This window comes from Polaribacter sp. IC066 (assembly GCF_007997085.1).
Classification (GTDB): Bacteria; Bacteroidota; Bacteroidia; order Flavobacteriales; family Flavobacteriaceae; genus Polaribacter.
The window spans coordinates 66,425-86,504 of sequence record NZ_VORR01000008.1; the positions used below are offsets into that span (position 1 = coordinate 66,425).

Sequence of the window (20,080 nt, forward strand, 5' to 3'; positions counted from 1 at the left end):
CCTCTCGACTGGGTCCGAGTAGACATTAACATACATGAAAAACGAATTCGAAATTATAATTATTGGTGGCGGTTTAGCAGGATTGTGCAACGCAATTCATTTATCAAAATTTGGTAAAAATGTGATACTGATTGAGAAGAATTCATACCCAAAACACAAAGTTTGTGGCGAGTATATTTCTAACGAAGTGTTGCCTTATTTACAATTTTTAGATATGAATCCGTTCGATTTTGGTGCGGTAAAAATTGATCAATTTAAATTATCAACCACAAATAATAAACTCATTTCAGCAAAATTACCTTTGGGTGGTTTCGGGATTTCGCGGTATACGCTAGATTTGGAACTCGCAAAAAAAGCAACAGAAAACGGTGTTACCATATTGCAAGATGAAGTTATAAACGTTGATTTTAAGAACGATATTTTTTATGTTGAAACCAAAGAAAATAATGGTTTTTCCTCAAAATTTGCGATTGGTTCTTTTGGCAAACGTTCTTTGCTAGATGTAAAAATGGAGCGTGAGTTTATCCAAAAAAAATCGCCTTATTTAGGCGTTAAAATTCATGTAAAAGGAGATTTTCCAGAAAATTTGGTAGCACTTCATAATTTTAAAGGGGGGTATTGTGGTGTTTCTAAAGTAGAAAATGATGCCATTAATTTATGTTATATCACGAGTTTTTCAGCATTTAAAAAGTATAAAAATATTGATGATTTTCAAGAAAACGTTGTTTTTAAAAATGATTTTTTAAAGAAAATTTATCAAGAAACAAAACCTGTTTTTGACAAACCGTTATCGATTAGTCAGATTTCTTTTGAAACCAAAAAACCAATTGAAAATCATTTGATGATGTGTGGCGATTCTGCCGGAATGATTCATCCGTTATGCGGAAACGGAATGAGTATGGCAATGCAGTCTGCACAAATTGCATCTAAACTGATTCTAAATTATTATGATGGTAAAATAGCATCTAGAAGTGAGTTGGAAAAGCAGTACCTTAGATTGTGGAACAAACAGTTTAAATGGCGTTTAAAATCAGGACATTTTATAGCAATGTTGTTCAGAAATGATCAAATAGCAAATGTTTTATTACAAATTTTAAGAAGAATGCCTTTTTTATTACCCGTAATTATTAAGCAAACGCATGGTAAATCAATAAAATTATAATGGATTTTTTCATCAGTACAAAACAAAGAACAGACAAAGAAGAATTGATGGATGATTTTTCTATCGGCGGTGATTTTTTAAGAGATACGTTAGATAAATTAGAAAATATAAACCGTTGGTTAGGAGGGAATAAAGTAACCGTAAATGGCTTAAAAGTCATTTTAGAAAATCACCCAAAAGACAAAGAAATTACGATTGTAGATGTGGGTTGTGGTCATGGAGATATTTTGCGAGATGTGGCTAAATTCGGAAGAAAAAATAACTATAAATTCAAATTGATTGGGATTGATGCAAATCCTACAGCAATTGAATATGCAGATGAATTATCAACAGATTTTCCGGAATTGAGTTTTGAAACCCAAGATATTTTTTCAGAAGAATTTAAAAATAGAAAGTTTGATGTAGTTTTAGCGACTTTATTTTTACATCATTTTAAAGAGCCAGAACTAGTTTCTTATTTGAAGAATACCCTAAAACAAACTAAAATAGGAATCGTTGTAAACGACTTGCACAGAAATAAAGTAGCCTATTATTTGTTCATGTTGTTGTCAATATTTATAAGTAATAAAATGATTATTGAAGACGGATTAACATCTGTTTTAAGAGGATTTAAAAGAACCGATTTACAAGAAATGTCGGCGAAAATAAAAGTTAAATCCGAGATTTCATGGAAATGGGCATTCCGTTTTTTGTGGATTTTAAAGAATTAAAAAGTTGAAAGTTTTTAAAGTTGAAAAGTAGATACATTGTCGTCACAATTATCAGTAAAAATCTGTGAAATGCGTGTCAAATAAATATAGATAAAATACTCCGTGAATCTCCGAGAAACCCCCGTGAATCGCTGTGTAACCAAAAAATATGAAAGTAAAAATAACCTCAGTTGCAAAACAACTCCCCAAATATTACAGAGAAACAAAAGATATTATTCCGTTTGTACAACTTTGGATGCAAGATCAAGATACTCGCTTTCAAAGAAAAGTAATCAAGCTTTTTGAAGGTGCAGGTGTTGATAAACGCTATTCAATTATGGATCCTGAAGAAGTTTTTATAGCTACCTCTTTTGAAGAAAAAAATAATATTTATGCAAGAGAAGTAGTCATATTAGCAGAACAATCTCTTAAAAAATCTTTAGATAAAGCCAATTTAAAAGCAACAGATTTAGACTATATTATAACGGTAAGTTGTACCGGAATTATGATTCCTTCTATGGACGCGTATTTGATAAATTCTCTGGGAATGAAGCAAGATATCGTACGTTTACCCGTTACAGAAATGGGCTGTGCAGCCGGAGTTTCTGGCATTATTTATGCAAAGAATTTTTTAAAATCGAATCCTAATAAAAGGGCTGCCGTGGTTGCGGTAGAAGCACCAACAGCTACTTTTCAATTAGAAGATTATTCGATGACAAACATTGTAAGTGCCGCTATTTTTGGTGATGGCGCATCGGCCGTTATTTTGTCTTCTTATGAAGAAGATAAAGGTCCAGAAATTATAGACGAAGCGATGTATCATTTTTATGATGCAACACATATGATGGGATTTAATTTGGTAAATTCTGGTTTACAAATGATTTTAGACAAAGAGGTTCCGCAAAAAATATCCGATCATTTTCCTGCGATTATTCATCCATTTTTAGAGAAAAATAATTTGACAATTGAGGATATTAATCATTTGATTTTTCATCCTGGAGGAAAGAAAATTGTACAAACGGTAGAAGATTTATTCGGCGTTTTAGGTAAAAATATCGATGATACCAAAGAGGTTTTACGTTTGTATGGCAACATGTCTAGCGCAACTGTTTTGTATGTTTTAGAACGATTTATGGATAGAAATCCTGCCAAAGGAGAACGTGGAATTATGTTGAGTTTTGGTCCTGGGTTTTCTGCGCAGCGGATTTTGTTAGAGTGGTAAAAGAATTCAAGACCTCACAGGTTTTTATACTGAATCAAGTTCAGCACAAGAACCTGTGAGGTCTGATAGAAATAACAAATTAGTATGAAATATGAAGTTTTAATAGAAGATTCTTTTTATCATCTTTATAACTGTGGAAACAATAAAGAGAACATTTTTATTGAAGAACAGAATTATATGTATTTTCTAAAGTTATCAAAAAAGCATCTTTCTAAAACTTTGGATATTTTAGCGTATTGTTTATTAAAAAACCACTTTCACCTTTTGATCAAAACGAAAGAAAATAGTACTACCAAAGAACTATCTCAATCATTTTCAAATCTATTTAACGCATATTCAAAAAGTATTAATAAAAAATATGGAAGGAGTGGAAGTTTATTCAAAGACAGGTTTTCACGAATAAAGTTAGATAATGAAGCGTATCTAAAAAATTTAATTTTATATATTCATTTGAATCCAACGCATCATGAATTTGTTAATGACTTTAGACTTTATAAACATTCTTCCTTTAATTCAATAGTATCTAATAAGCCAACAAGTTTGTTAAGGGAGTATGTTTTAAGTATTTTTGAAAACAGACAAAATTTTATTGACGCTCATCAAATAAGGGAAGTACATATTTTAGAATCTATAACTTTAGAGTAATAAATAAAGACCTCACAGGTTTTTAAAACCTGTGAGGTCTGTTAAACATAACAAATGAATCAAACAGAAATCATAAAAAACCTTCCTTACCAAAAGCCATTTTTGTTTGTTGATGAACTCACAGAAATTTCGGAAAACGGAATTACAGGAACTTATACATTTCAAAAAGAAGAGTTTTTTTATGAAGGTCATTTTAAAGATAATCCGATTACGCCAGGGGTTATTTTAACCGAAACCATGGCGCAAATAGGGGTTGTTTGTTTAGGGATTTATTTATTAAAAGATAAAATATCAGCAGCAATAAAACCACAAATTGCACTCACATCAAACCAAATTGATTTTTTTTTACCTGTTTTACCCAACGAAAAAGTAACAGTAATTTCAGAAACAGTGTATTTTAGATTTAACAAATTAAAGTGTAAAGTGAAGATGTTAAATGCCAAAAATGAACTGGTTTGTAGAGGTACAATTTCTGGAATGATCGTAATTTAGTAAGCAGGCCTCACAGGTTTTTAAAACCTGTGAGGTCTATGAAAATAACTAGATGTATATCAGTGAAAATCCGTGTCAAAAATTTAGCATAAATGAAAAACAGAGTCGTAATTACAGGGTTAGGTGTCGTTGCTCCAAACGGAGTAGGATTAGATGCGTTTACAAAAGCAATTAAGTTGGGCACATCAGGAATTACATTTCATCAAGAATTAAAAGACAAAGGCTTTTCTTGCTGTATTGGCGGAATTCCAGAAATATCCGAAGAAAAAAAAGCAGAATATCTAACCCCTTTGCAACTGCGAGGATTTAATAGTACAAGTATTTTATATGGTTGTATGGCAGGAATTGATGCTTGGAAAGATGCTGGTTTTTCTGTGGATGAAAACTCAAAGTTGGATTATGATTCGGGACTAATTTTTGGAACAGGAACATCAGGAATTGAAAAATTTAGAGAAGCGATTTATAAGATTGACGACCAAAATGTGAGACGTTTAGGAAGTACATCTGTAGTACAAACCATGGCAAGTGGTATTTCTGCATATTTAGGTGGCATTTTAGGATTAGGTAATCAAGTAACCACAAATTCGTCTGCTTGCACAACAGGAACTGAAGCTTTGTTGTTGGGTTTTGAAAGAATCAAAAACTGCAAAGCAAAACGAATGTTAGTAGGCAGCTCTAGCGATAGTAGCTTATATACTTGGGGCGGTTTTGATGCCATGCGTGTGATGTCTTATAAACACAATGAAACTCCAGAAAAAGGTTCTAGACCTATGAGCGAAACGGCATCAGGATTTGTTCCAGGAAGTGGATCAGGAGCACTCGTTTTAGAATCTTTAGAAAGTGCTTTAGAACGAAAAGCTACGATTTATGCGGAGATTTTAGGAGGGAATATTAATTCTGGCGGACAAAGAAATGGCGGAACATTAACGGCACCAAATGCAGAGGCGGTTCAGAAATGTATTACGGACGCCATTTTAGATGCAGGAATAACATCCACAGAAATTGATGCGATTAATGGGCATTTAACAGCGACATCAAAAGATAGTTTAGAGATCGAAAATTGGACGAAAGCGTTACAAAGAAAAGGTGCAGATTTTCCTTATATCAATTCATTAAAATCTCAAGTTGGGCATTGTTTGGCTGCTGCTGGTGCCATTGAATCTGTGGCTTCTGTGTTGCAAATTAAAGATCAATTTGTGTTTCCGAATATCAATTGCGAAGATGTGCATCCAGAAATTTCTGATTTGATTTCTTTAGCTAAAATTCCGACTCAAATGATTGAAAAACCTATTAATATTGTAATCAAAGCGAGTTTTGGTTTTGGAGATGTAAATGGGTGTGTTATCTTTAAGAAATATAATTAATACAAAGACCTCACAGGTTTTTAAAACCTGTGAGGTCTGAAAACTTTAATATTAAAATGACAAAAGAAGAAATAATAAATAAATTAACAACGATTGTAAAACCTTATGTGCAAAATGAAGAAGGGTTTAAAAACATATCTGAAGACACAGACTTTATCAAAGATTTAGAGATAAACTCTGCAAATTTGGTAGATATTATTCTAGATGTAGAAGACGAATTTAAGATAGAAATAGACAATGATTCTATGGAAAAAATGTTGTCTGTAAAAGCTACTGTAGAAGTTATTCAGGATAAAATGAACGCATAATGGTTGGCAATGATATTGTTGATTTAAATTTAGCAAAAATTCAAAGCAATTGGCAGCGTAAAGGTTTTTTAGAAAAACTATTTACGGATGCGGAGCAAAATGAAATTGTAAATTCAGAGAATCCTTTTTTACAAGTTTGGTTGTTTTGGTCTATGAAAGAAGCTGCTTATAAATGCTATACTCAAGAATGGCAGCGCAGATTTTTTGGGCCGAAAAAATTTGTTTGTGAAACAATAACAAAGTCAGAAGGTGTTGTAGAATTTGATCATCAAAAATATAGTGTAAATTATCAAATATCAGATAATTATGTTCATTCTATAGCTTTTAAAAAGGAATCAAAAGAAATGGTTTCTGAATTATTTTTGATTGATAAAAATGATTGTAAAACTAAAATAACCAATCAAAATTTATTGGCTTATTTCGGTTTTAAAACTGAACTATATAAAAATGAATTTGGAATTCCTTATTTGTATCAAAATAACCAAAAACTACCGGTTTCTATTTCTACTTCTCATCATGGAAATTACGGCGGATTTGCATTTACTTTAAAAAATGAATAGACTTATAACATTAAATAGTACGCTTTTTGTATTGCTTTTTTTTACGTTGACAGGTTTTTCGCAAGAGTCAACTAAAAATAAGAATAAATCAGCAATTACTTTTATAATAAAGAACTTTGGTTTTAATGTAGATGGCAATTTTAAAACGTTTAGCGTTTCAAGTAATTTTGACGCACAACGGTTAAAAGAGTCTTTTTTTAATGCGGAAATTCAGGTAAATTCAATTTTTACAGACAGTAAAAGTAGAGATGCACATTTATTAGAGGAGGATTATTTTGATGTTAAAAAATACCCGAAAATGATATTTCAATCTACAGCAATTGAAGAAATAGCAAATTTTAAATATATTCTAAAAGGTTTTATCACCATTAAGGGAATTAAAAAACGTGTAGAAACACCGTTAGCAATTACAACGTTAAAAGAAAGCACAGTTTTTAAAGCTAATTTTGAGCTAGATAGAAAAGATTTTAATGTTGGAGGCAGCAGTTTAGTTCTTTCTAATACAGTGGATATTAAGATGATTTATGTTGCAGATAGAAATTAAAGAAGCCCTTTTTAAACAATGTGAATTGTTTGTGAATAAACGTGCAGAAACAGTTCACGAAATAATTTCATCGAACCAAAAAGCGTTGCAATCAGAAACCAAAAGTTCTGCTGGTGACAAGCATGAAACAGGACGTGCAATGTTGCAGTTAGAAATGGAAAAAGCAAGTCAGCAATTAGAGGGAGTTGCTATTATGAATCAGATTTTATCAAAAATAGATAGTACTGATACTACTTCTGAAGCTGCGCATTTAGGAAGCATTATCATCACCGACAAAACAACTTATTTTTTAAGTATTTCTGCAGGACAACTTATAGTGGATCATAAAAATTATTTTGCTATTTCTGTTTCTTCGCCAATAGGAAAATTGTTGTTAGGAAAGAAACAAAAGGAGGAGGTTTTCTTTAATGGAACTCAAATAAAAATCAATCAGATCTTATAATTGAAATAGAAGTTGTTGTTAATTTTTCTACATCACAAAAATGATTTAAAAATAGAGTTTGCTCTTCGAATTCTACCTCAATTAACCAATAATAACCCTTAAAATAAGAATTTAAAACAGTTGCCGTTATAGTAACAAAGTCTCTGATAACTTTAGAGTTCTCTACAATTTTGAGTTGATGAGGGTACAGTAAATACTCTTTATTGTTGATGGTAATTTCATTTACATCATCAAACAAAGCAGCAACATATTTTTTAGTAGGATTTTGGTATATTTTCTTCGGATTATCATTTGCTAAAATTTTATGATCTTTGATGATAAGTAAGGAGTCAGCAAAAGAGAGTGCATCATTTTTATCGTGCGTAGCAACAACACAAGCAATGTTTTTTTCTTTTAAGTAACGGAATAGATTTCTACGAAGCGCATTCTTTTTAAAGTTATCTATTTGTCCGAAGGGTTCATCAAGTAAAATTAACTCTGGCTCATTTGCCAAAGCTCTGGCAATGGCAACACGTTGTTTTTGACCACCACTTAAATTTTTTACTTTAGTGTTTGCAAAAGCGCTCATTTCTATAACCTGAAGCAATTCTTGTGTGCGTTTTTCACTTTCTTCAGGATAGAAGCGAGACAGAAATTTTTTAATATTTTCTGCCACAGAAATGTAGGGCATCAAATCAAAATCTTGCGCAACATATTTAAAGAAATCCATGCCAGGAACTAGATGATTTTTAGGACCTAAAACTGGGTGTTCGTTCCAGAAAATAGTGCCTTTTTTCATGTCTAACAGACCGTAGATAGCTTTTAAAAGGGTCGATTTTCCACAACCACTTTCGCCCATAACGCACAAATGTTCTCCTTTTTGTAACGTAAAATTGAAATTTTTTAAAACAATTTTCTTTTTAGAATATCCAAAAGTGATGTTGTTTACTTGCAGCATATAAATTTATAAAAAACGGTTGTACCAGCTTTCTTCAATGGGTACTTCCCAATTATGTTTAAAATCGTTGTTATTTGTAATTAGGTTGTCAAAAACAATGGTTTTAGCCGTAACAGCTCTCTTTTTGACCAATTTCTTAAAATCTTTAAGTTCTTTGTATTGCACAAATTCACCTTGTTTAAAACAAACATTCATTTTATCTAACAACTCAACTTTATAGGTTTCTTGAAGTTCTAAAATAAAAGATACAGAAGTATCAATATCTGTATTTGTAATGCTTGTTTCTCCGGCATCCGCAATTAAGACAATAAAACGATTGTACAAAAATTGATACGAGACTTTAAAGTTTTCGTCCTCTTTTTTCCAACTTTCAACAAATACTTTTACTTTTTGCTCAATTTCAGGGATTTCAGTAGCGTAAAATTTTCTACTAGAAGGATATACCCAAACTTTAGCATCATCAGAAATCTCATTATAGTCAACAAACATTTTTATATATTTTAGATTGCAAAGATACCAAAAGAAAAACCGCAAACTTACTTTCAAATTTGCGGTTTTTAATAAGTTATGAAAGGATTAGACTTCTTTAGTCGCAGTTGAAGATACCAATTTTATAAAATCGTCTTGGGTACTTTTTCCTTTGTCTTTATTATACCAAACCTGTAAATCTTCTTTCAATTGCGCATCTAAAACTCCATGTTTTGCTTTGTAAGCGTGTACTAGTTTTGAAGCTTCTGCTGGTCTTGGTCCCCATGTATTTGATACGTTATGTTCTTTATCTAATACAAGTAATTTCGGAATAGATCTACCTCCATTGGTCAAAAATAAATCCATTAATTCTAGGTTTTCATCACGCAAAATCAATTTTAACTCAATATTTTCATTAAGTTCTGCCATTTTATGGATTACGGGCAAATTCTGTGCGGCATCTCCACACCAACCTTCGGTAAGCACCAACCAAGTTTGAGGCTCTTTTAAATTCTGAATTTCAGAGACGGTTTCGGCAGTTATCTTAATGGTTTTATCTAAACGCTTCATTCTTTTATCGTTCAACATACTATAATTCGTGATGTCTTCTGATTGATTTGGACCTGTAGATTTACCTTCTGCTAATAATTCTCTAACTAAATCTTTATATTCTTGGTACGTGTACGTGTTTTCTAAACTTTTTTTGATACGATCTTTCATAATGTTTTATGCTGGATTTAAAAATTTAGACGTTAATTAATCAAAAAACTTACAGTAATTATACTGGTAACTCTTTTAAGCTTTTAAGAATGTCTGCGGTCATTGCTTTTAAATCGAATTTATGTTGCCAATTCCAATCTTTTCTAGCTTGAGAATCATCAATAGAATTTGGCCAACTGTCAGCAATTTGTTCTCTAAAATCTGGTTTATAGGTAATTTTAAAATCAGGAATATGTTTTTTAATTTCTGATGCCATTTCTTTAGGCGTAAAACTCATTGCCGCTAAATTATAGCCATTTCTAATTTTTACGTCTTTAGCATCTGCTTGCATTAATTGAATCGTTGCGTTTAGAGCATCCTCCATATACATCATTGGTAAAGAGGTGTTTTCAGCGATATAGCATTCGTATTTTTTATCTTCTAGTGCTTTAAAATAAATATCAACAGCGTAATCTGTAGTGCCGCCCCCTGGTTTTGTTTTCCAAGAAATAATACCAGGAAATCGTAAGCTTCTCACATCAACACCAAATTTTTCGTAGTAATAATTACACCAAAATTCACCAGAAACTTTGCTAATTCCGTAAACTGTAGAAGGTTCCATTACTGTTTTTTGAGGCGTATTTTCTTTAGGAGTTGTTGGTCCAAAAACAGCTATAGAACTTGGCCAATACACTTTTTCTATATGTTTATCTTTGGCTAAATCTAATACAGCAAGTAAAGAATTCATATTTAAATTCCATGCTTTTTGAGGCATTTGTTCTGCCGTTGCAGACAACATTGCCGCAAGTAAGTATACTTGGGTAACCTTATATTTTTTGATGATTTTTAAAATGGTTGCTTTGTCAGTAGCATCAATAATTTCAAAAGATCCAGAAGACATTAATTCGGCACCTCCTTTTCTAATATCTGAAGCAATAACATTGTCATTACCATATATAAGGCGAAGTTTTTGGGTAAGTTCTGTACCTATTTGTCCGCTTGCACCTAAAACTAAAATAACTGTATTCATGTAGTAAAATTGTAATATTAACAAGAACAAAGGTACTTCTTTTTAGTATCCGTAAATAAGTTTCTTTAGAACAATTGTTTATTATTGAATTCAAAATTTATTCTCCTATATTTTTTATGCATCTCTAAAATAGTTCCCCTGTAAAAATTCCGTATTTTTACAATCTAAATGCAAAATTTTTGAAACACATACTTACTTTTTTAACGATTTTTTTGCTGTTTTCTTGTGATAAAAAGCAAGAAAAAGACGAACAAGCACAAGACGACTTCAAGCCTTTATTAAGTATTGTTAACGAATATTCGGCAATAAAAGAGATTGATACTGTTTTTAATAAAGATGTAGAAAACTGGGAAGAATTGCGAACAGTAGACGATTTTTTATCGAGATTTAAAAAAGTTTCTCCGAATGAAATTTTGAGTAATGCCATAGAGCTAAAAGATTTGGTAAAATCTTTAACAGATAGTTTACATCCTCAATTATTTAATACAGCGTCATTTAATGCCCGAATTAATATTCTTTATAACGAAACATTAAGGTTGGCAGATATGACCACAATTCCGTTAATAAATGCGGACGAGGTAAATGAGCAAGCCGAAAAAATTATTGATGCTTTTTCTGCGGTAAACTCTAAAGTAAACTCAATTTTAGCTAAAAAGAGATTTGAAGAAGCCATAGAAGTAGATGTTAAATTTATTGGTTTAGATTCTACGAAATTAGATAGTGTCTCAAAAAAATCAGTTAAAAGGGAATTGTTACAAAGACCATCAAATTAAAAATAAGTCTGAAAACAGGTGTTTGCTTTTGAAGCCTTTTTTTGGTCGATTTATCTTGGTAGACCAACTTAAATAAAATTACATGTTTATTTAAGTGCCCCTAAAATTACTTAAAAAATTAGTTGATTTTAAGTTTTACAAAAAATTAAATCAGGGCGAAAATGGTTTGCTCGAAATGTAGCTATAACACGTTTATCTTTTCTGCAAATTCGGATAATCTTTCTGTTAAAAGATCCCTTCTATGAACATCTTCTTAAATCACTAATAATTTACGATACAACTTCATTTACAACTTTGTAAACCAGTTCATTTTCGAAACCTTTTCGCATTAAAAAGTCAATGAGTTTTTTCTTTCTTTTGTAAATGTTAGGTTCAGAAATAACGGCATTCCTGTTTTCTGTAATTCTGTAAATAGTTTTTATATATTCTTCTTCATCAATTTCTTTTAAAGCAGTTTTTATATTGTAGGCAGAAATATCTCTAAATTTTAATTCTCTTACAATACGTGGTTTACCCCAGCTTTTAATTCTGAACTTTCCGCGTGCATAACTTTTAGAAAATCGTTCTTCATTCAAAAAATTATCTTTCATCAAACTTAAAAGAATCAATTCTCTGGCTTCAGGAATTAATTGATACTCCCACATTTTTTGTTCTACTTCTTTATGGCATCGATCTTGATACACACAATAGTTTTCTATTTTGGTCTTTATTTGATCTACGGTATACGATTTTTTCTTTTTTTCGAACATGATATCGAAAATACAAAAAGGGTTGAAAACATCACAGTTCTCAACCCTTTTTCTATAAAAATATTCTTAAATATTAAATCTGATTCTTCTCATCTATTCTTATGTCTTCACTAAAAGTAAGTTCGGTTTTCTCTAGTTGATGCGGTAACTGCCCTTTAATTCTCATTTTAAGCTTTGTAATTAAAAAGAATAAAATAGGAACAACAATTAAGGTTAAAAAAGTTGCGATTAAAAGGCCGTAGATGACTGTTTTAGCCAAAGGTCCCCAGAATATAACATTATCTCCACCCATATAAATATTAGCATCAAATTCGCTAAAAAGTGTAAAGAAGTTAATATTTAAACCAATTGCTAATGGAATCAATCCTAGAATGGTGGTAATTGCCGTTAATAATACAGGACGTAAACGTGCTTTTCCTGCTTTTACAATGGTTTCATATAAACTTGCTAGTGGTAAAAATTCTTCTTCAGCAATACCGTCTTGCAGTTTTCTTCTATCGATTAATAGTTGTGCATAATCTAGCAGAACAACACCGTTGTTTACTACAATTCCTGCAAGAGAAATAATACCAACCATCGTCATCATAATTACAAATGGAGCGCCTGTAATGACCAAGCCGCCAAAGACACCAATAAAACTTAAAAAGATGGCCAACATAATGATTCCTGGTTTAGAGATCGAGTTAAATTGGAAAATCAAAATAAAGAAAATTAATAGTAAACCTGTAATAAATGCGCCTACTAAAAACGTCATTTGCTTATCTTGTTCTTCAATTTGACCTGTATAATCTATTTTAATTCCGTTTGGTAAATTATTAAAACTCTTCATAGAGTTCTGAATTCTAGCAACAACTGCACCAGCATCTGTTTCTCCAGGAGAAAGTGCAGAATACACGGTTACTACTCTTTTTACATCTTTATGCTTAATGGCACTAAAACCAGAACTGTTGGTTTGAGAGGCTACGGCAGAAACCGGAATTTCTTTAATCTTACCAGATGCTTGATCTCTAAATGTTATTTTCTGATTAAAAACAGCACTTTTATCGTATCTATCTTCTTTGTTAAAACGAACATAAATATCATAATCTTCGCCGTCTTTTTTGTAAACTCCAGCTTTATTTCCAAAAATAGCAGACCTTAATTGTTGTCCAACTTGCCCTGTGCTAACCCCTAGTTCTCCTGCTTTTTTACGATCAACCAAAACTTGCATTCCTGGTTTCGATTTGTTTACATCAATCTTTAGCTCATCTACACCAGAAATACTTTGCGTGTTTAAATAATCGCGCATTCTTTCGGCAGTAAAAATTAATTCTTCGTAGTCTTCACCATTTAATTCGATGCTGATTGGGGATCCGGACGGCGGGCCAGCAGCATCTTTTTCTACGGATATTAGAACTCCCGGATAAATACCTACTAAAGCAGCCTGTACTTTTTGACGCAAAATCTCACTGTCTTCTCCACGTCTGTATTTATACTCACGCATAGAGGCTGTTATTTTTCCTTTGTGCGGCATTTCTGCGGCAGAACCTCCATCTGTTTGCGGATTTCCAGCGCCTTCACCAACTTGAGAAACCGTACTTTCTACCATAAAATTATAATCGCCATCTGTGTATTGGTCTTGATTTAAAACACCATATACTTTTTGCTCAATCTCTTTGGTAATTTGATTTGTTTTCTCAATATCGGTTCCTTCAGGGTATTCTATGTAAACTATAATTTGATTGGGTTTGTTGTCTGGAAAAAACTCAATTTTTGTTCTTTGTTCACCAACAGACCAGCCAAAACCTGCAAAAGCAATAAATAATAAAATAAAAGTACCAACAACTAAAAGATAAGGCGTCCAGCCAGAAAGAGAATTTTTTAAACGTCTTCCGTACCAGTTTTCTAAACTAACTAAAGTGTTTTTTTGAAAATAATTAGCAGCTCTTCTCAAGACAAGTCGATAAACCCACAACATAATTGCCGTGAATACTATTAAAGTTCCTAAAGCATTGTATGGACCTCCAAAAAAGAAAATTAGCAAGCCAATAGCTACCATAATACTAGTTAATTTTACGATGCTTTTTATGGGCATATCTTTATCTTCTGTGCTCATAAATTGAGAAACTAATACCGAGTTAAAGAAAATTGCTACAAATAAAGAAGAACCTAAAACAATGGATAGCGTAATTGGTAAAATAACCATGAACTGCCCCATAATTCCTGGCCAAAGCCCTAAAGGAATAAAAGCTGCAACGGTTGTTGCGGTAGAAATGATAATAGGAAAAGCAATTTCTCCAATTCCTTTTTTGGCAGCTTCTGTTCTTGTCATTCCTTCTTCGTCCATTAAACGATACACGTTTTCAACAACTACAATTCCGTTATCTACCAACATTCCTAGTCCCATAATTAGACCAAAAAGCACCATTGTGTTTAAGGTATATCCCATGGCACCTAAAATCATTAAAGACATAAACATAGACATCGGAATTGCAAAACCAACAAAAAGAGCATTTTTAAATCCTAGGAAAAACATTAAAACGATGACCACTAAAATAACACCGAAAATAATATTGTTCACCAAATCATCTACCTGACCAATTGTTTTTGGAGACTGATCATTAGCGATAGTGACTTTTAAATCTGGAGGAAAATGATTTTTTTTAGCATCTTCTACCATTTTGCCAATTTTATCTGCGGCAGCAACCATGTTTTCGCCAGACCTTTTCTTTACATCTAACATGACAACAGCTTCGCCATTTTCTCTTGCGTAGGTTGTTTCATCTTTATCTTTAAAGTTAATTTCTGCTACATTTTTTAAATAAATAGGATTTCCGTTTTCAGCCTTGATCACAAAATCGCCTAAATCAGAAGGGGTGTCAATTTCACCTATAATTCTAATGGTTCTTCTTTGTTGGCTCGTAATAAAATTACCCGCAGACATGGTTACATTTCCGCGATTAATAGCATTTGTAATATCGTCAAAACTAACTTTTGCCGCCATCATTTTGTAAATATCTACCGCCACTTCTACTTCTTTTTCTTGCGCTCCACGAATATCTACTTTTTTAATCTCTGTTAAATCTTCAATTTCATCCTGCAAATATTCTCCGTACTCTTTTAGTTTTGCAACCGGATAGTTTCCAGAAATATTGATGTTTAAAATAGGTATTTCTTCAGACATACTTAACTCAAAAACATTCGGTTTAACTTTTGCACCGTTAAAAGTTGGCCAATCTTCACCAGCAGTTTCTTGATCTATTTCATCTTTAACTTTTTGTTTTGCTTTATCTACGTCAATAGTTTCATCAAACTCTACGGTAATGATAGAATAATCTTCTTGTGATGTTGATGTAATTTCGACAACATTACTAATCGATTTTAACTTGTCTTCTAAGGGATCGGTAATTAGTTTTTCGATATCTTCTGCAGTGTTACCAGGGTATACCGAGCTAATATAAATTTTTGTTTCATTTATTTCAGGAAAATTTTCTCGGGGCATTGTAAAGTATGCCGAAATTCCTAAATAAAGAATTAGAAACATCAGTACATAAATAGTAGTCTTATTTTGTATTGCCCAAGAAGAAAGTTTAAATTCCTTATCTACTTGTTTATTTTTTTTTGCCATTTTCTTACTATTTGTTAATCACTTTTACAACCTGCCCGTTCGTTACGCTTCTTGCGCCTTCCATAATAATTTCTGCATTTGCAGCAAGATATTTGGTAACTTCAATAAAATCTCCTTGGGTTTTGCCAGTTTCTATAATTAATCTTTCTGCAATAGCTTCGTTGTTTTCTTTTTTATCTTTTATGATATAAATAAACTGCTCTCCTTTTGCATTTTCAGAAATAATACTTTGCGGAATTAAAACGGCATTTTCACTGGTATAATCGTTTAATTTTAATCTTGCTGTTAAATTTGGTTTTACGTTTCCTTTTAAATTAGGAACATCAATTTCAATTTTAAAAGAACGATTGCTTGGGTTGATAAAATTACCAACTTGTCTTACTTTAGAGGTAAGTGTTTCGCCAAGAACAGGGAAATTTACTTCTACCGTTTTGTTTTTTGTGATATCGCCAATATACGTTTCAGGTACTTCTGTTTCGATATACATGTTGTTTAGATTTACAATTCTAAAGATTTCTGCCCCAGCACCTGGAGCAACAACCGTACCTCGTTCTTGAAAAATAGCATCTATAATTCCAGAAAAAGGCGCTCTAATAGTAGCCTTTGTTAACTGACTTTTTAGCTGTGCTACCGCACTTTGTTGCGCTTCAAAAGAGGTCTTTGTTTGTAAAAACTGAATTTCTGATCCAATTTTTTGGTCCCATAATCTTTTTTGACGCTCGTAGGTTGTTTTTGCTAATTGCGCATTTGCTTCTAATTGTGCTATTTGTTGCGACATACCACCATCGTCAATTTTTGCTAAAACTTGTCCTTTAGAAACATTTTGACCTTCTGTTACAAATACACTTTGTAAAATTCCGGGCATTTCTGGGTATATTAAAATATTTTGCTTGGTTTGTACATTTCCTTGCAACTCGATAAAGTGCGTAAAAACTTCTTCTTTTACCAAGTAAGTAGTAATTAAAGGCATATTTTTATTAACATCTAAGGCGTCAATTTTATCGTTTAACTTTTTTAATTGAGCAGATAATGCTTGCTGTTTTGTGTTAATTTCTGTTTTTTTAGATTTTATTTGTACAAGGTCGTTTGTTGCCAAAATAGCTTCTACAGAAACTTCTTTTTTATTGCCGCAAGAAGTTAGTAAAAGCGTTATAAAGATTGATAAATATATGTTTTTCATGATAATTTTGTTATTTGATTGGTAAGTTTAGTGCGTTTTCTAGGCTAGCTTTATTTGAAATAACATCTAACATAGCTTGTATGTAATTTTGTTGTTGTGCGTATAATTGATTTTGAGCCTGTAACAAATCGAAACTAGAAGAGATGCCTTCAAAAAATTTAATTCGTTGTTTCTTTTCTATTCTTTCTGATAAACCAACATTCTTTTTTGAAGTTTGGTAATTTTCGATACTTAATTGATAATCGTTTTTTGCTTTTTCCGCTTGTAAGCTTAAACGTTGTCTAGTTTCCTCTAAACGTAAATCTGCAGTTTCTAAAGCTATTTTTGCTTGCGCAGTTTTAGATCTTCTACCAAAACTGCTAAAGATGGGTACATTTAAACTGATGCCTAAAAGAGAAGAATCAAACCAACGTTGGGTGTTCTCTAAAAATGTAAAGGAATCTGAAAAAGCTTGACTGCCATAATTTATAAAAGTACTTAAAGTTGGTAAGGCTTTACTTTGCTCTAACTTTACCATTAAACGATTGCCTTCTCTATTATTTTCTGCAATTTTAAAATCGATATGATTATCGACATTAAATTCTTCAGAAATTAAGTTAAGATTCATGTTTTGTATTGCTAAAGAATCTAAAGAATCTGTTAAAATCAATGCTGTATTTATAGGGTTGCCTAAAGAAAGATTTAGCATTTGATAAGCAATACCTTTCATTCTTGTTACGCTATTTAATTGATTTTTTAAGCTACCTAGTGTAATTTCTAATTGCTCAACATCTTCCTCTTCATTCAAACCATTTTCATAAATTTTCTTGGCATCATTATAATTTTTTTGAAGTATTTTAATATTTCTTTCTAAAACAGCAATGCTACTTTCTGCAACAAGTACATTTCCGTAAGCATTAATAACGGCCTCTCTAGTTAGGAGTTCTGTTTTTTCTTCGGCTTGTTCAGAAATTTTTAAAAATGTTTTAGCAGACTGCAATCCAACAAGGTAAGAGCCATCAAAAAGTAACTGTCTTAAAGTAACAGAGGCATTTACGTTTTGTTTGGTACCAAAAACAAATTCTTCATCAATACCATCACCATTGATATCGGCCACAGAAATAGGTTGTTTTAAAAACTTTTGATAGTCTACTTTTGCATCAATCTGGGGCAAACCAATAGTGGTTGTTTCCCAAACTTTTTCATTTGCAGACGCAATGTCATTTTTAGCTGCTTTTGTATTATAACTATTTTCTAGAGCAAAATTAATAGCTTCTTCTAAAGATAGTTGCATTGTTTTCTCTTGCGCTTTTAAAGAAATTGTAAAAGCGAAAAAAGAAAGTACATAAAGATATTTTTTCATTTATAATTGATTGTTTTCTAGTTGATGTTCTAATTGTTCTAAACCTTTTGTGGTGCTAATAGCTCTTAAATGATATTCTAAATAATAATTCATTAAAGTGTTCATAGAGTATTTTTTTAACGGAAATAATTGTTGGTCTTTTATACCAATCATGCCGTTAAAGTAAATTCTGCTTGTAAAATCGACATTCATACTAGCTCTAAATAGGCCAGAAGTAACACCTCGTTGCAAATTATCTTGAATAGTTTCTTGCATTACATGAAACTGTTTCTTTTTTAAAGAGACATATATTGCCGGGTAATATTTTTGAAGTTGATATAAAGGAGATGATTTTTCGTCTTTTAAATGCTCCATAACCACTCTTTTAATGTGAAACATTTCATCAATAGGATTCATTTTTTGCGCGCAAACGTTGTCTATACGGCAACAAATACTGTTAAACATATAATGTGTAACGGCATCAATTAAAGCGGTTTTATTACTAAAATGTTTATAAAGTGTTTTTTTAGAAATGCCTAAAGAGTTGGCTATTTCATCCATGGTAACACTCTTAAAACCTAGGTTTAAGAATAACTCATTCGATTTTTCTATAATCTTATCTTTCATAATACGGGTGCAAAAGTACAACAGGAAACTTTAGAAACAGTAAAAGTTTCCAAAGTTTTAATTATTTTTTAACATTTCATTTAGAAAGAAACATTTCTTTACATTATTTTTACAAAAAAATATAGATTTGGATATTTTACACTATCAAAAAGCATTTTTATCGTATTTAGAATCTAAAGATTGGGTACGTGAACCTAAAAATTTATACGAGCCAATAGATTATATTCTACAATTAGGAGGTAAAAGAATTCGTCCCGTATTAACATTAATGGCAGCACATATTTTTTCTAAAGATTTTGAAAAAGCGTTACCAGCAGCTTTGGCTGTTGAGGTTTTTCATAATTTTACTTTGGTGCATGATGACATTATGGATGATGCCCCTTTGCGAAGAGGAAAAGCAACCGTTCATGAAAAATGGGATATCAATACAGGAATACTTTCTGGAGATGCCATGTTAATTTTAGCCTATAAATATTTTGAAAATTATGATGCAGTTACTTTTCAAAAATTAGCAAAATTGTTTAGTAAAACTGCGTTAGAAGTTTGTGACGGTCAGCAATTAGACGTCGATTTTGAAACTAGAAGTGATGTAACGATTAGCGAATATATAAATATGATTCGTTTAAAAACATCAGTACTAGTGGCTGCAGCCTTAAAAATGGGGGCAATTGTTGCTGAAACCAATGATGAAAATGCGGATTTAATTTATGATTTTGGATTAAATTTAGGATTAGCCTTTCAGTTACAGGATGATTATTTAGACACCTTTGGAGATCCAGAAACCTTTGGAAAACAAATTGGTGGAGATATTATTGAAAATAAAAAAACGTTTTTATATTTAAAAACGCTAGAGGTTTCAGACATAGAAACAGGAAAGAAGCTAAAATATTATTACAGAAAAAAATTAAAAGACAATACAATTAAAATTACTGAAGTAACGAGAATCTATCAAATTAACAACATTCCGTTTTTAATTAAGGAAGAAATTGAAATGTATACCGAAAAGGCATTTGATACTTTAACTAAAATGAGTATTGATAAAGATAGCAAGCAGAATTTAAAAGATTTCGGATTGTGGCTCATGAAAAGAACAGTTTAATTATTATTCAATTTTATTTGGAAATAATTTAAAATTAATAGTACATTTGCACCCTTTATTATAGGTCTTATAGCTCAGTTGGTTAGAGCACCTGACTCATAATCAGGTGGTCCTTGGTTCGAGTCCAAGTGGGACCACGTAAAAAAACAAGCCTTGCAGAGA

Annotated in this window: 21 protein-coding genes and 1 tRNA gene; 13 read left to right on the plus strand and 9 right to left on the minus strand. The window is 31.7% G+C overall.

All coding sequences use genetic code 11. The features are described from left to right. Nucleotides 1-34 precede the first annotated feature (34 nt). The 10 genes from ES044_RS04155 (at nucleotide 35) to ES044_RS04200 (ending at nucleotide 7,428) form a co-directional block, all read left to right on the plus strand. Nucleotides 35-1,162, plus strand: coding sequence for an NAD(P)/FAD-dependent oxidoreductase (locus ES044_RS04155; RefSeq protein ID WP_147118647.1), 1,128 nt, complete (start codon nucleotides 35-37; stop codon nucleotides 1,160-1,162). Then, nucleotides 1,162-1,872, plus strand: coding sequence for a methyltransferase domain-containing protein (locus ES044_RS04160; RefSeq protein WP_147118648.1), 711 nt, complete (start codon nucleotides 1,162-1,164; stop codon nucleotides 1,870-1,872). The genes ES044_RS04155 and ES044_RS04160 overlap by 1 nt, the downstream gene beginning before the upstream one ends. 148 nt (nucleotides 1,873-2,020) lie before the next feature. Continuing rightward, nucleotides 2,021-3,073 (plus strand): type III polyketide synthase, encoded by a 1,053-nt coding sequence (locus ES044_RS04165; RefSeq protein ID WP_147118649.1) that lies wholly within the window; start codon nucleotides 2,021-2,023, stop codon nucleotides 3,071-3,073. An 84-nt stretch (nucleotides 3,074-3,157) separates the two neighbouring features. After that, nucleotides 3,158-3,718 carry a transposase gene (locus tag ES044_RS04170; RefSeq protein WP_147118650.1) on the plus strand — a complete coding sequence of 187 codons (561 nt, stop codon included), beginning with the start codon at nucleotides 3,158-3,160 and terminating at the stop codon, nucleotides 3,716-3,718. Nucleotides 3,719-3,772: 54 nt separating this feature from the next. Continuing rightward, nucleotides 3,773-4,210 carry a 3-hydroxyacyl-ACP dehydratase FabZ family protein gene (locus ES044_RS04175; protein WP_147118651.1) on the plus strand — a complete coding sequence of 146 codons (438 nt, stop codon included), beginning with the start codon at nucleotides 3,773-3,775 and terminating at the stop codon, nucleotides 4,208-4,210. A 92-nt stretch (nucleotides 4,211-4,302) separates the two neighbouring features. Continuing rightward, on the plus strand, nucleotides 4,303-5,574 hold the full coding sequence (locus ES044_RS04180) for a beta-ketoacyl-[acyl-carrier-protein] synthase family protein (RefSeq protein ID WP_147118652.1): 1,272 nt from the start codon (nucleotides 4,303-4,305) through the stop codon (nucleotides 5,572-5,574). A 56-nt stretch (nucleotides 5,575-5,630) separates the two neighbouring features. Next, nucleotides 5,631-5,882, plus strand: coding sequence for an acyl carrier protein (locus tag ES044_RS04185; protein ID WP_147118653.1), 252 nt, complete (start codon nucleotides 5,631-5,633; stop codon nucleotides 5,880-5,882). Then, a complete protein-coding gene (locus tag ES044_RS04190) occupies nucleotides 5,882-6,442 on the plus strand; it encodes a 4'-phosphopantetheinyl transferase superfamily protein (protein WP_147118654.1) in 561 nt (186 codons plus the stop codon). The genes ES044_RS04185 and ES044_RS04190 overlap by 1 nt, the downstream gene beginning before the upstream one ends. Next, on the plus strand, nucleotides 6,435-6,986 hold the full coding sequence (locus tag ES044_RS04195) for a YceI family protein (RefSeq protein WP_147118655.1): 552 nt from the start codon (nucleotides 6,435-6,437) through the stop codon (nucleotides 6,984-6,986). The genes ES044_RS04190 and ES044_RS04195 overlap by 8 nt, the downstream gene beginning before the upstream one ends. After that, nucleotides 6,967-7,428, plus strand: a complete 462-nt coding sequence (locus tag ES044_RS04200; protein ID WP_147118656.1) for a GreA/GreB family elongation factor — start codon at nucleotides 6,967-6,969, stop codon at nucleotides 7,426-7,428. Before ES044_RS04195 ends, ES044_RS04200 begins: the two co-directional genes overlap by 20 nt. Here the strand turns inward: ES044_RS04200 and ES044_RS04205 are convergent. From ES044_RS04205 to ES044_RS04220, 4 genes are all read right to left on the minus strand, one after another. Next, nucleotides 7,412-8,365, minus strand: a complete 954-nt coding sequence (locus tag ES044_RS04205) for an ABC transporter ATP-binding protein (RefSeq protein ID WP_147118657.1) — start codon at nucleotides 8,363-8,365, stop codon at nucleotides 7,412-7,414. The two genes, ES044_RS04200 and ES044_RS04205, sit on opposite strands and share 17 nt — an antisense overlap. A 6-nt stretch (nucleotides 8,366-8,371) precedes the next feature. Beyond that, nucleotides 8,372-8,854: an ABC transporter ATPase gene (locus tag ES044_RS04210; RefSeq protein WP_147118658.1), complete on the minus strand. Its 483-nt coding sequence runs from the start codon at nucleotides 8,852-8,854 to the stop codon at nucleotides 8,372-8,374. Between the two features lie 87 nt (nucleotides 8,855-8,941). Further along, nucleotides 8,942-9,553: a thioredoxin family protein gene (locus ES044_RS04215; protein ID WP_147118659.1), complete on the minus strand. Its 612-nt coding sequence runs from the start codon at nucleotides 9,551-9,553 to the stop codon at nucleotides 8,942-8,944. A gap of 58 nt (nucleotides 9,554-9,611) precedes the next feature. Then, nucleotides 9,612-10,562 (minus strand): NAD-dependent epimerase/dehydratase family protein, encoded by a 951-nt coding sequence (locus ES044_RS04220; protein ID WP_147118660.1) that lies wholly within the window; start codon nucleotides 10,560-10,562, stop codon nucleotides 9,612-9,614. 179 nt (nucleotides 10,563-10,741) lie between these two features. On the opposite strand from ES044_RS04220, the gene ES044_RS04225 reads away from it, so the two are divergent. Continuing rightward, nucleotides 10,742-11,335, plus strand: a complete 594-nt coding sequence (locus tag ES044_RS04225) for a hypothetical protein (RefSeq protein ID WP_147118661.1) — start codon at nucleotides 10,742-10,744, stop codon at nucleotides 11,333-11,335. Nucleotides 11,336-11,604: 269 nt separating this feature from the next. On the opposite strand, the gene ES044_RS04230 is transcribed toward ES044_RS04225, so the two are convergent. The 5 genes from ES044_RS04230 to ES044_RS04250 all read right to left on the minus strand — a co-directional run bounded on the left by ES044_RS04230 (nucleotide 11,605) and on the right by ES044_RS04250 (nucleotide 18,819). Next, the gene (locus tag ES044_RS04230; RefSeq protein ID WP_147118662.1) at nucleotides 11,605-12,084 is read right to left on the minus strand and encodes a regulatory protein RecX; all 480 of its coding nucleotides are present in this window, start codon (nucleotides 12,082-12,084) and stop codon (nucleotides 11,605-11,607) included. A 73-nt stretch (nucleotides 12,085-12,157) separates the two neighbouring features. Next, the gene (locus ES044_RS04235) at nucleotides 12,158-15,691 is read right to left on the minus strand and encodes an efflux RND transporter permease subunit (protein WP_147118663.1); all 3,534 of its coding nucleotides are present in this window, start codon (nucleotides 15,689-15,691) and stop codon (nucleotides 12,158-12,160) included. Nucleotides 15,692-15,698: 7 nt separating this feature from the next. Continuing rightward, complete coding sequence (locus ES044_RS04240) at nucleotides 15,699-16,871, minus strand: efflux RND transporter periplasmic adaptor subunit (protein WP_147118664.1); 1,173 nt, start codon at nucleotides 16,869-16,871, stop codon at nucleotides 15,699-15,701. Nucleotides 16,872-16,881: 10 nt separating this feature from the next. Further along, nucleotides 16,882-18,213, minus strand: a complete 1,332-nt coding sequence (locus tag ES044_RS04245) for a TolC family protein (protein ID WP_147118665.1) — start codon at nucleotides 18,211-18,213, stop codon at nucleotides 16,882-16,884. Then, complete coding sequence (locus ES044_RS04250) at nucleotides 18,214-18,819, minus strand: TetR/AcrR family transcriptional regulator (RefSeq protein ID WP_147118666.1); 606 nt, start codon at nucleotides 18,817-18,819, stop codon at nucleotides 18,214-18,216. Between the two features lie 127 nt (nucleotides 18,820-18,946). Between ES044_RS04250 and ES044_RS04255 the strand changes: the two genes are divergently transcribed. Further along, entirely contained in the window at nucleotides 18,947-19,918 is a 972-nt protein-coding gene (locus ES044_RS04255) for a polyprenyl synthetase family protein (RefSeq protein ID WP_147118667.1), read from the plus strand. 63 nt (nucleotides 19,919-19,981) lie between these two features. Beyond that, nucleotides 19,982-20,055, plus strand: a tRNA-Ile gene (locus ES044_RS04260). The last annotated feature ends 25 nt before the right edge of the window (nucleotides 20,056-20,080 follow it).

Coding starts and splice junctions, on each gene's coding strand:
- ES044_RS04155 (WP_147118647.1), top strand. CDS start 35: ATGAAAAACGAATTCGAAATTATAATTATTGGTGGCGGTTTAGCAGGA.
- ES044_RS04160 (WP_147118648.1), top strand. CDS start 1,162: ATGGATTTTTTCATCAGTACAAAACAAAGAACAGACAAAGAAGAATTG.
- ES044_RS04165 (WP_147118649.1), top strand. CDS start 2,021: ATGAAAGTAAAAATAACCTCAGTTGCAAAACAACTCCCCAAATATTAC.
- ES044_RS04170 (WP_147118650.1), top strand. CDS start 3,158: ATGAAATATGAAGTTTTAATAGAAGATTCTTTTTATCATCTTTATAAC.
- ES044_RS04175 (WP_147118651.1), top strand. CDS start 3,773: ATGAATCAAACAGAAATCATAAAAAACCTTCCTTACCAAAAGCCATTT.
- ES044_RS04180 (WP_147118652.1), top strand. CDS start 4,303: ATGAAAAACAGAGTCGTAATTACAGGGTTAGGTGTCGTTGCTCCAAAC.
- ES044_RS04185 (WP_147118653.1), top strand. CDS start 5,631: ATGACAAAAGAAGAAATAATAAATAAATTAACAACGATTGTAAAACCT.
- ES044_RS04190 (WP_147118654.1), top strand. CDS start 5,882: ATGGTTGGCAATGATATTGTTGATTTAAATTTAGCAAAAATTCAAAGC.
- ES044_RS04195 (WP_147118655.1), top strand. CDS start 6,435: ATGAATAGACTTATAACATTAAATAGTACGCTTTTTGTATTGCTTTTT.
- ES044_RS04200 (WP_147118656.1), top strand. CDS start 6,967: ATGTTGCAGATAGAAATTAAAGAAGCCCTTTTTAAACAATGTGAATTG.
- ES044_RS04205 (WP_147118657.1), bottom strand. CDS start 8,365: ATGCTGCAAGTAAACAACATCACTTTTGGATATTCTAAAAAGAAAATT.
- ES044_RS04210 (WP_147118658.1), bottom strand. CDS start 8,854: ATGTTTGTTGACTATAATGAGATTTCTGATGATGCTAAAGTTTGGGTA.
- ES044_RS04215 (WP_147118659.1), bottom strand. CDS start 9,553: ATGAAAGATCGTATCAAAAAAAGTTTAGAAAACACGTACACGTACCAA.
- ES044_RS04220 (WP_147118660.1), bottom strand. CDS start 10,562: ATGAATACAGTTATTTTAGTTTTAGGTGCAAGCGGACAAATAGGTACA.
- ES044_RS04230 (WP_147118662.1), bottom strand. CDS start 12,084: ATGTTCGAAAAAAAGAAAAAATCGTATACCGTAGATCAAATAAAGACC.
- ES044_RS04235 (WP_147118663.1), bottom strand. CDS start 15,691: ATGGCAAAAAAAAATAAACAAGTAGATAAGGAATTTAAACTTTCTTCT.
- ES044_RS04240 (WP_147118664.1), bottom strand. CDS start 16,871: ATGAAAAACATATATTTATCAATCTTTATAACGCTTTTACTAACTTCT.
- ES044_RS04245 (WP_147118665.1), bottom strand. CDS start 18,213: ATGAAAAAATATCTTTATGTACTTTCTTTTTTCGCTTTTACAATTTCT.
- ES044_RS04250 (WP_147118666.1), bottom strand. CDS start 18,819: ATGAAAGATAAGATTATAGAAAAATCGAATGAGTTATTCTTAAACCTA.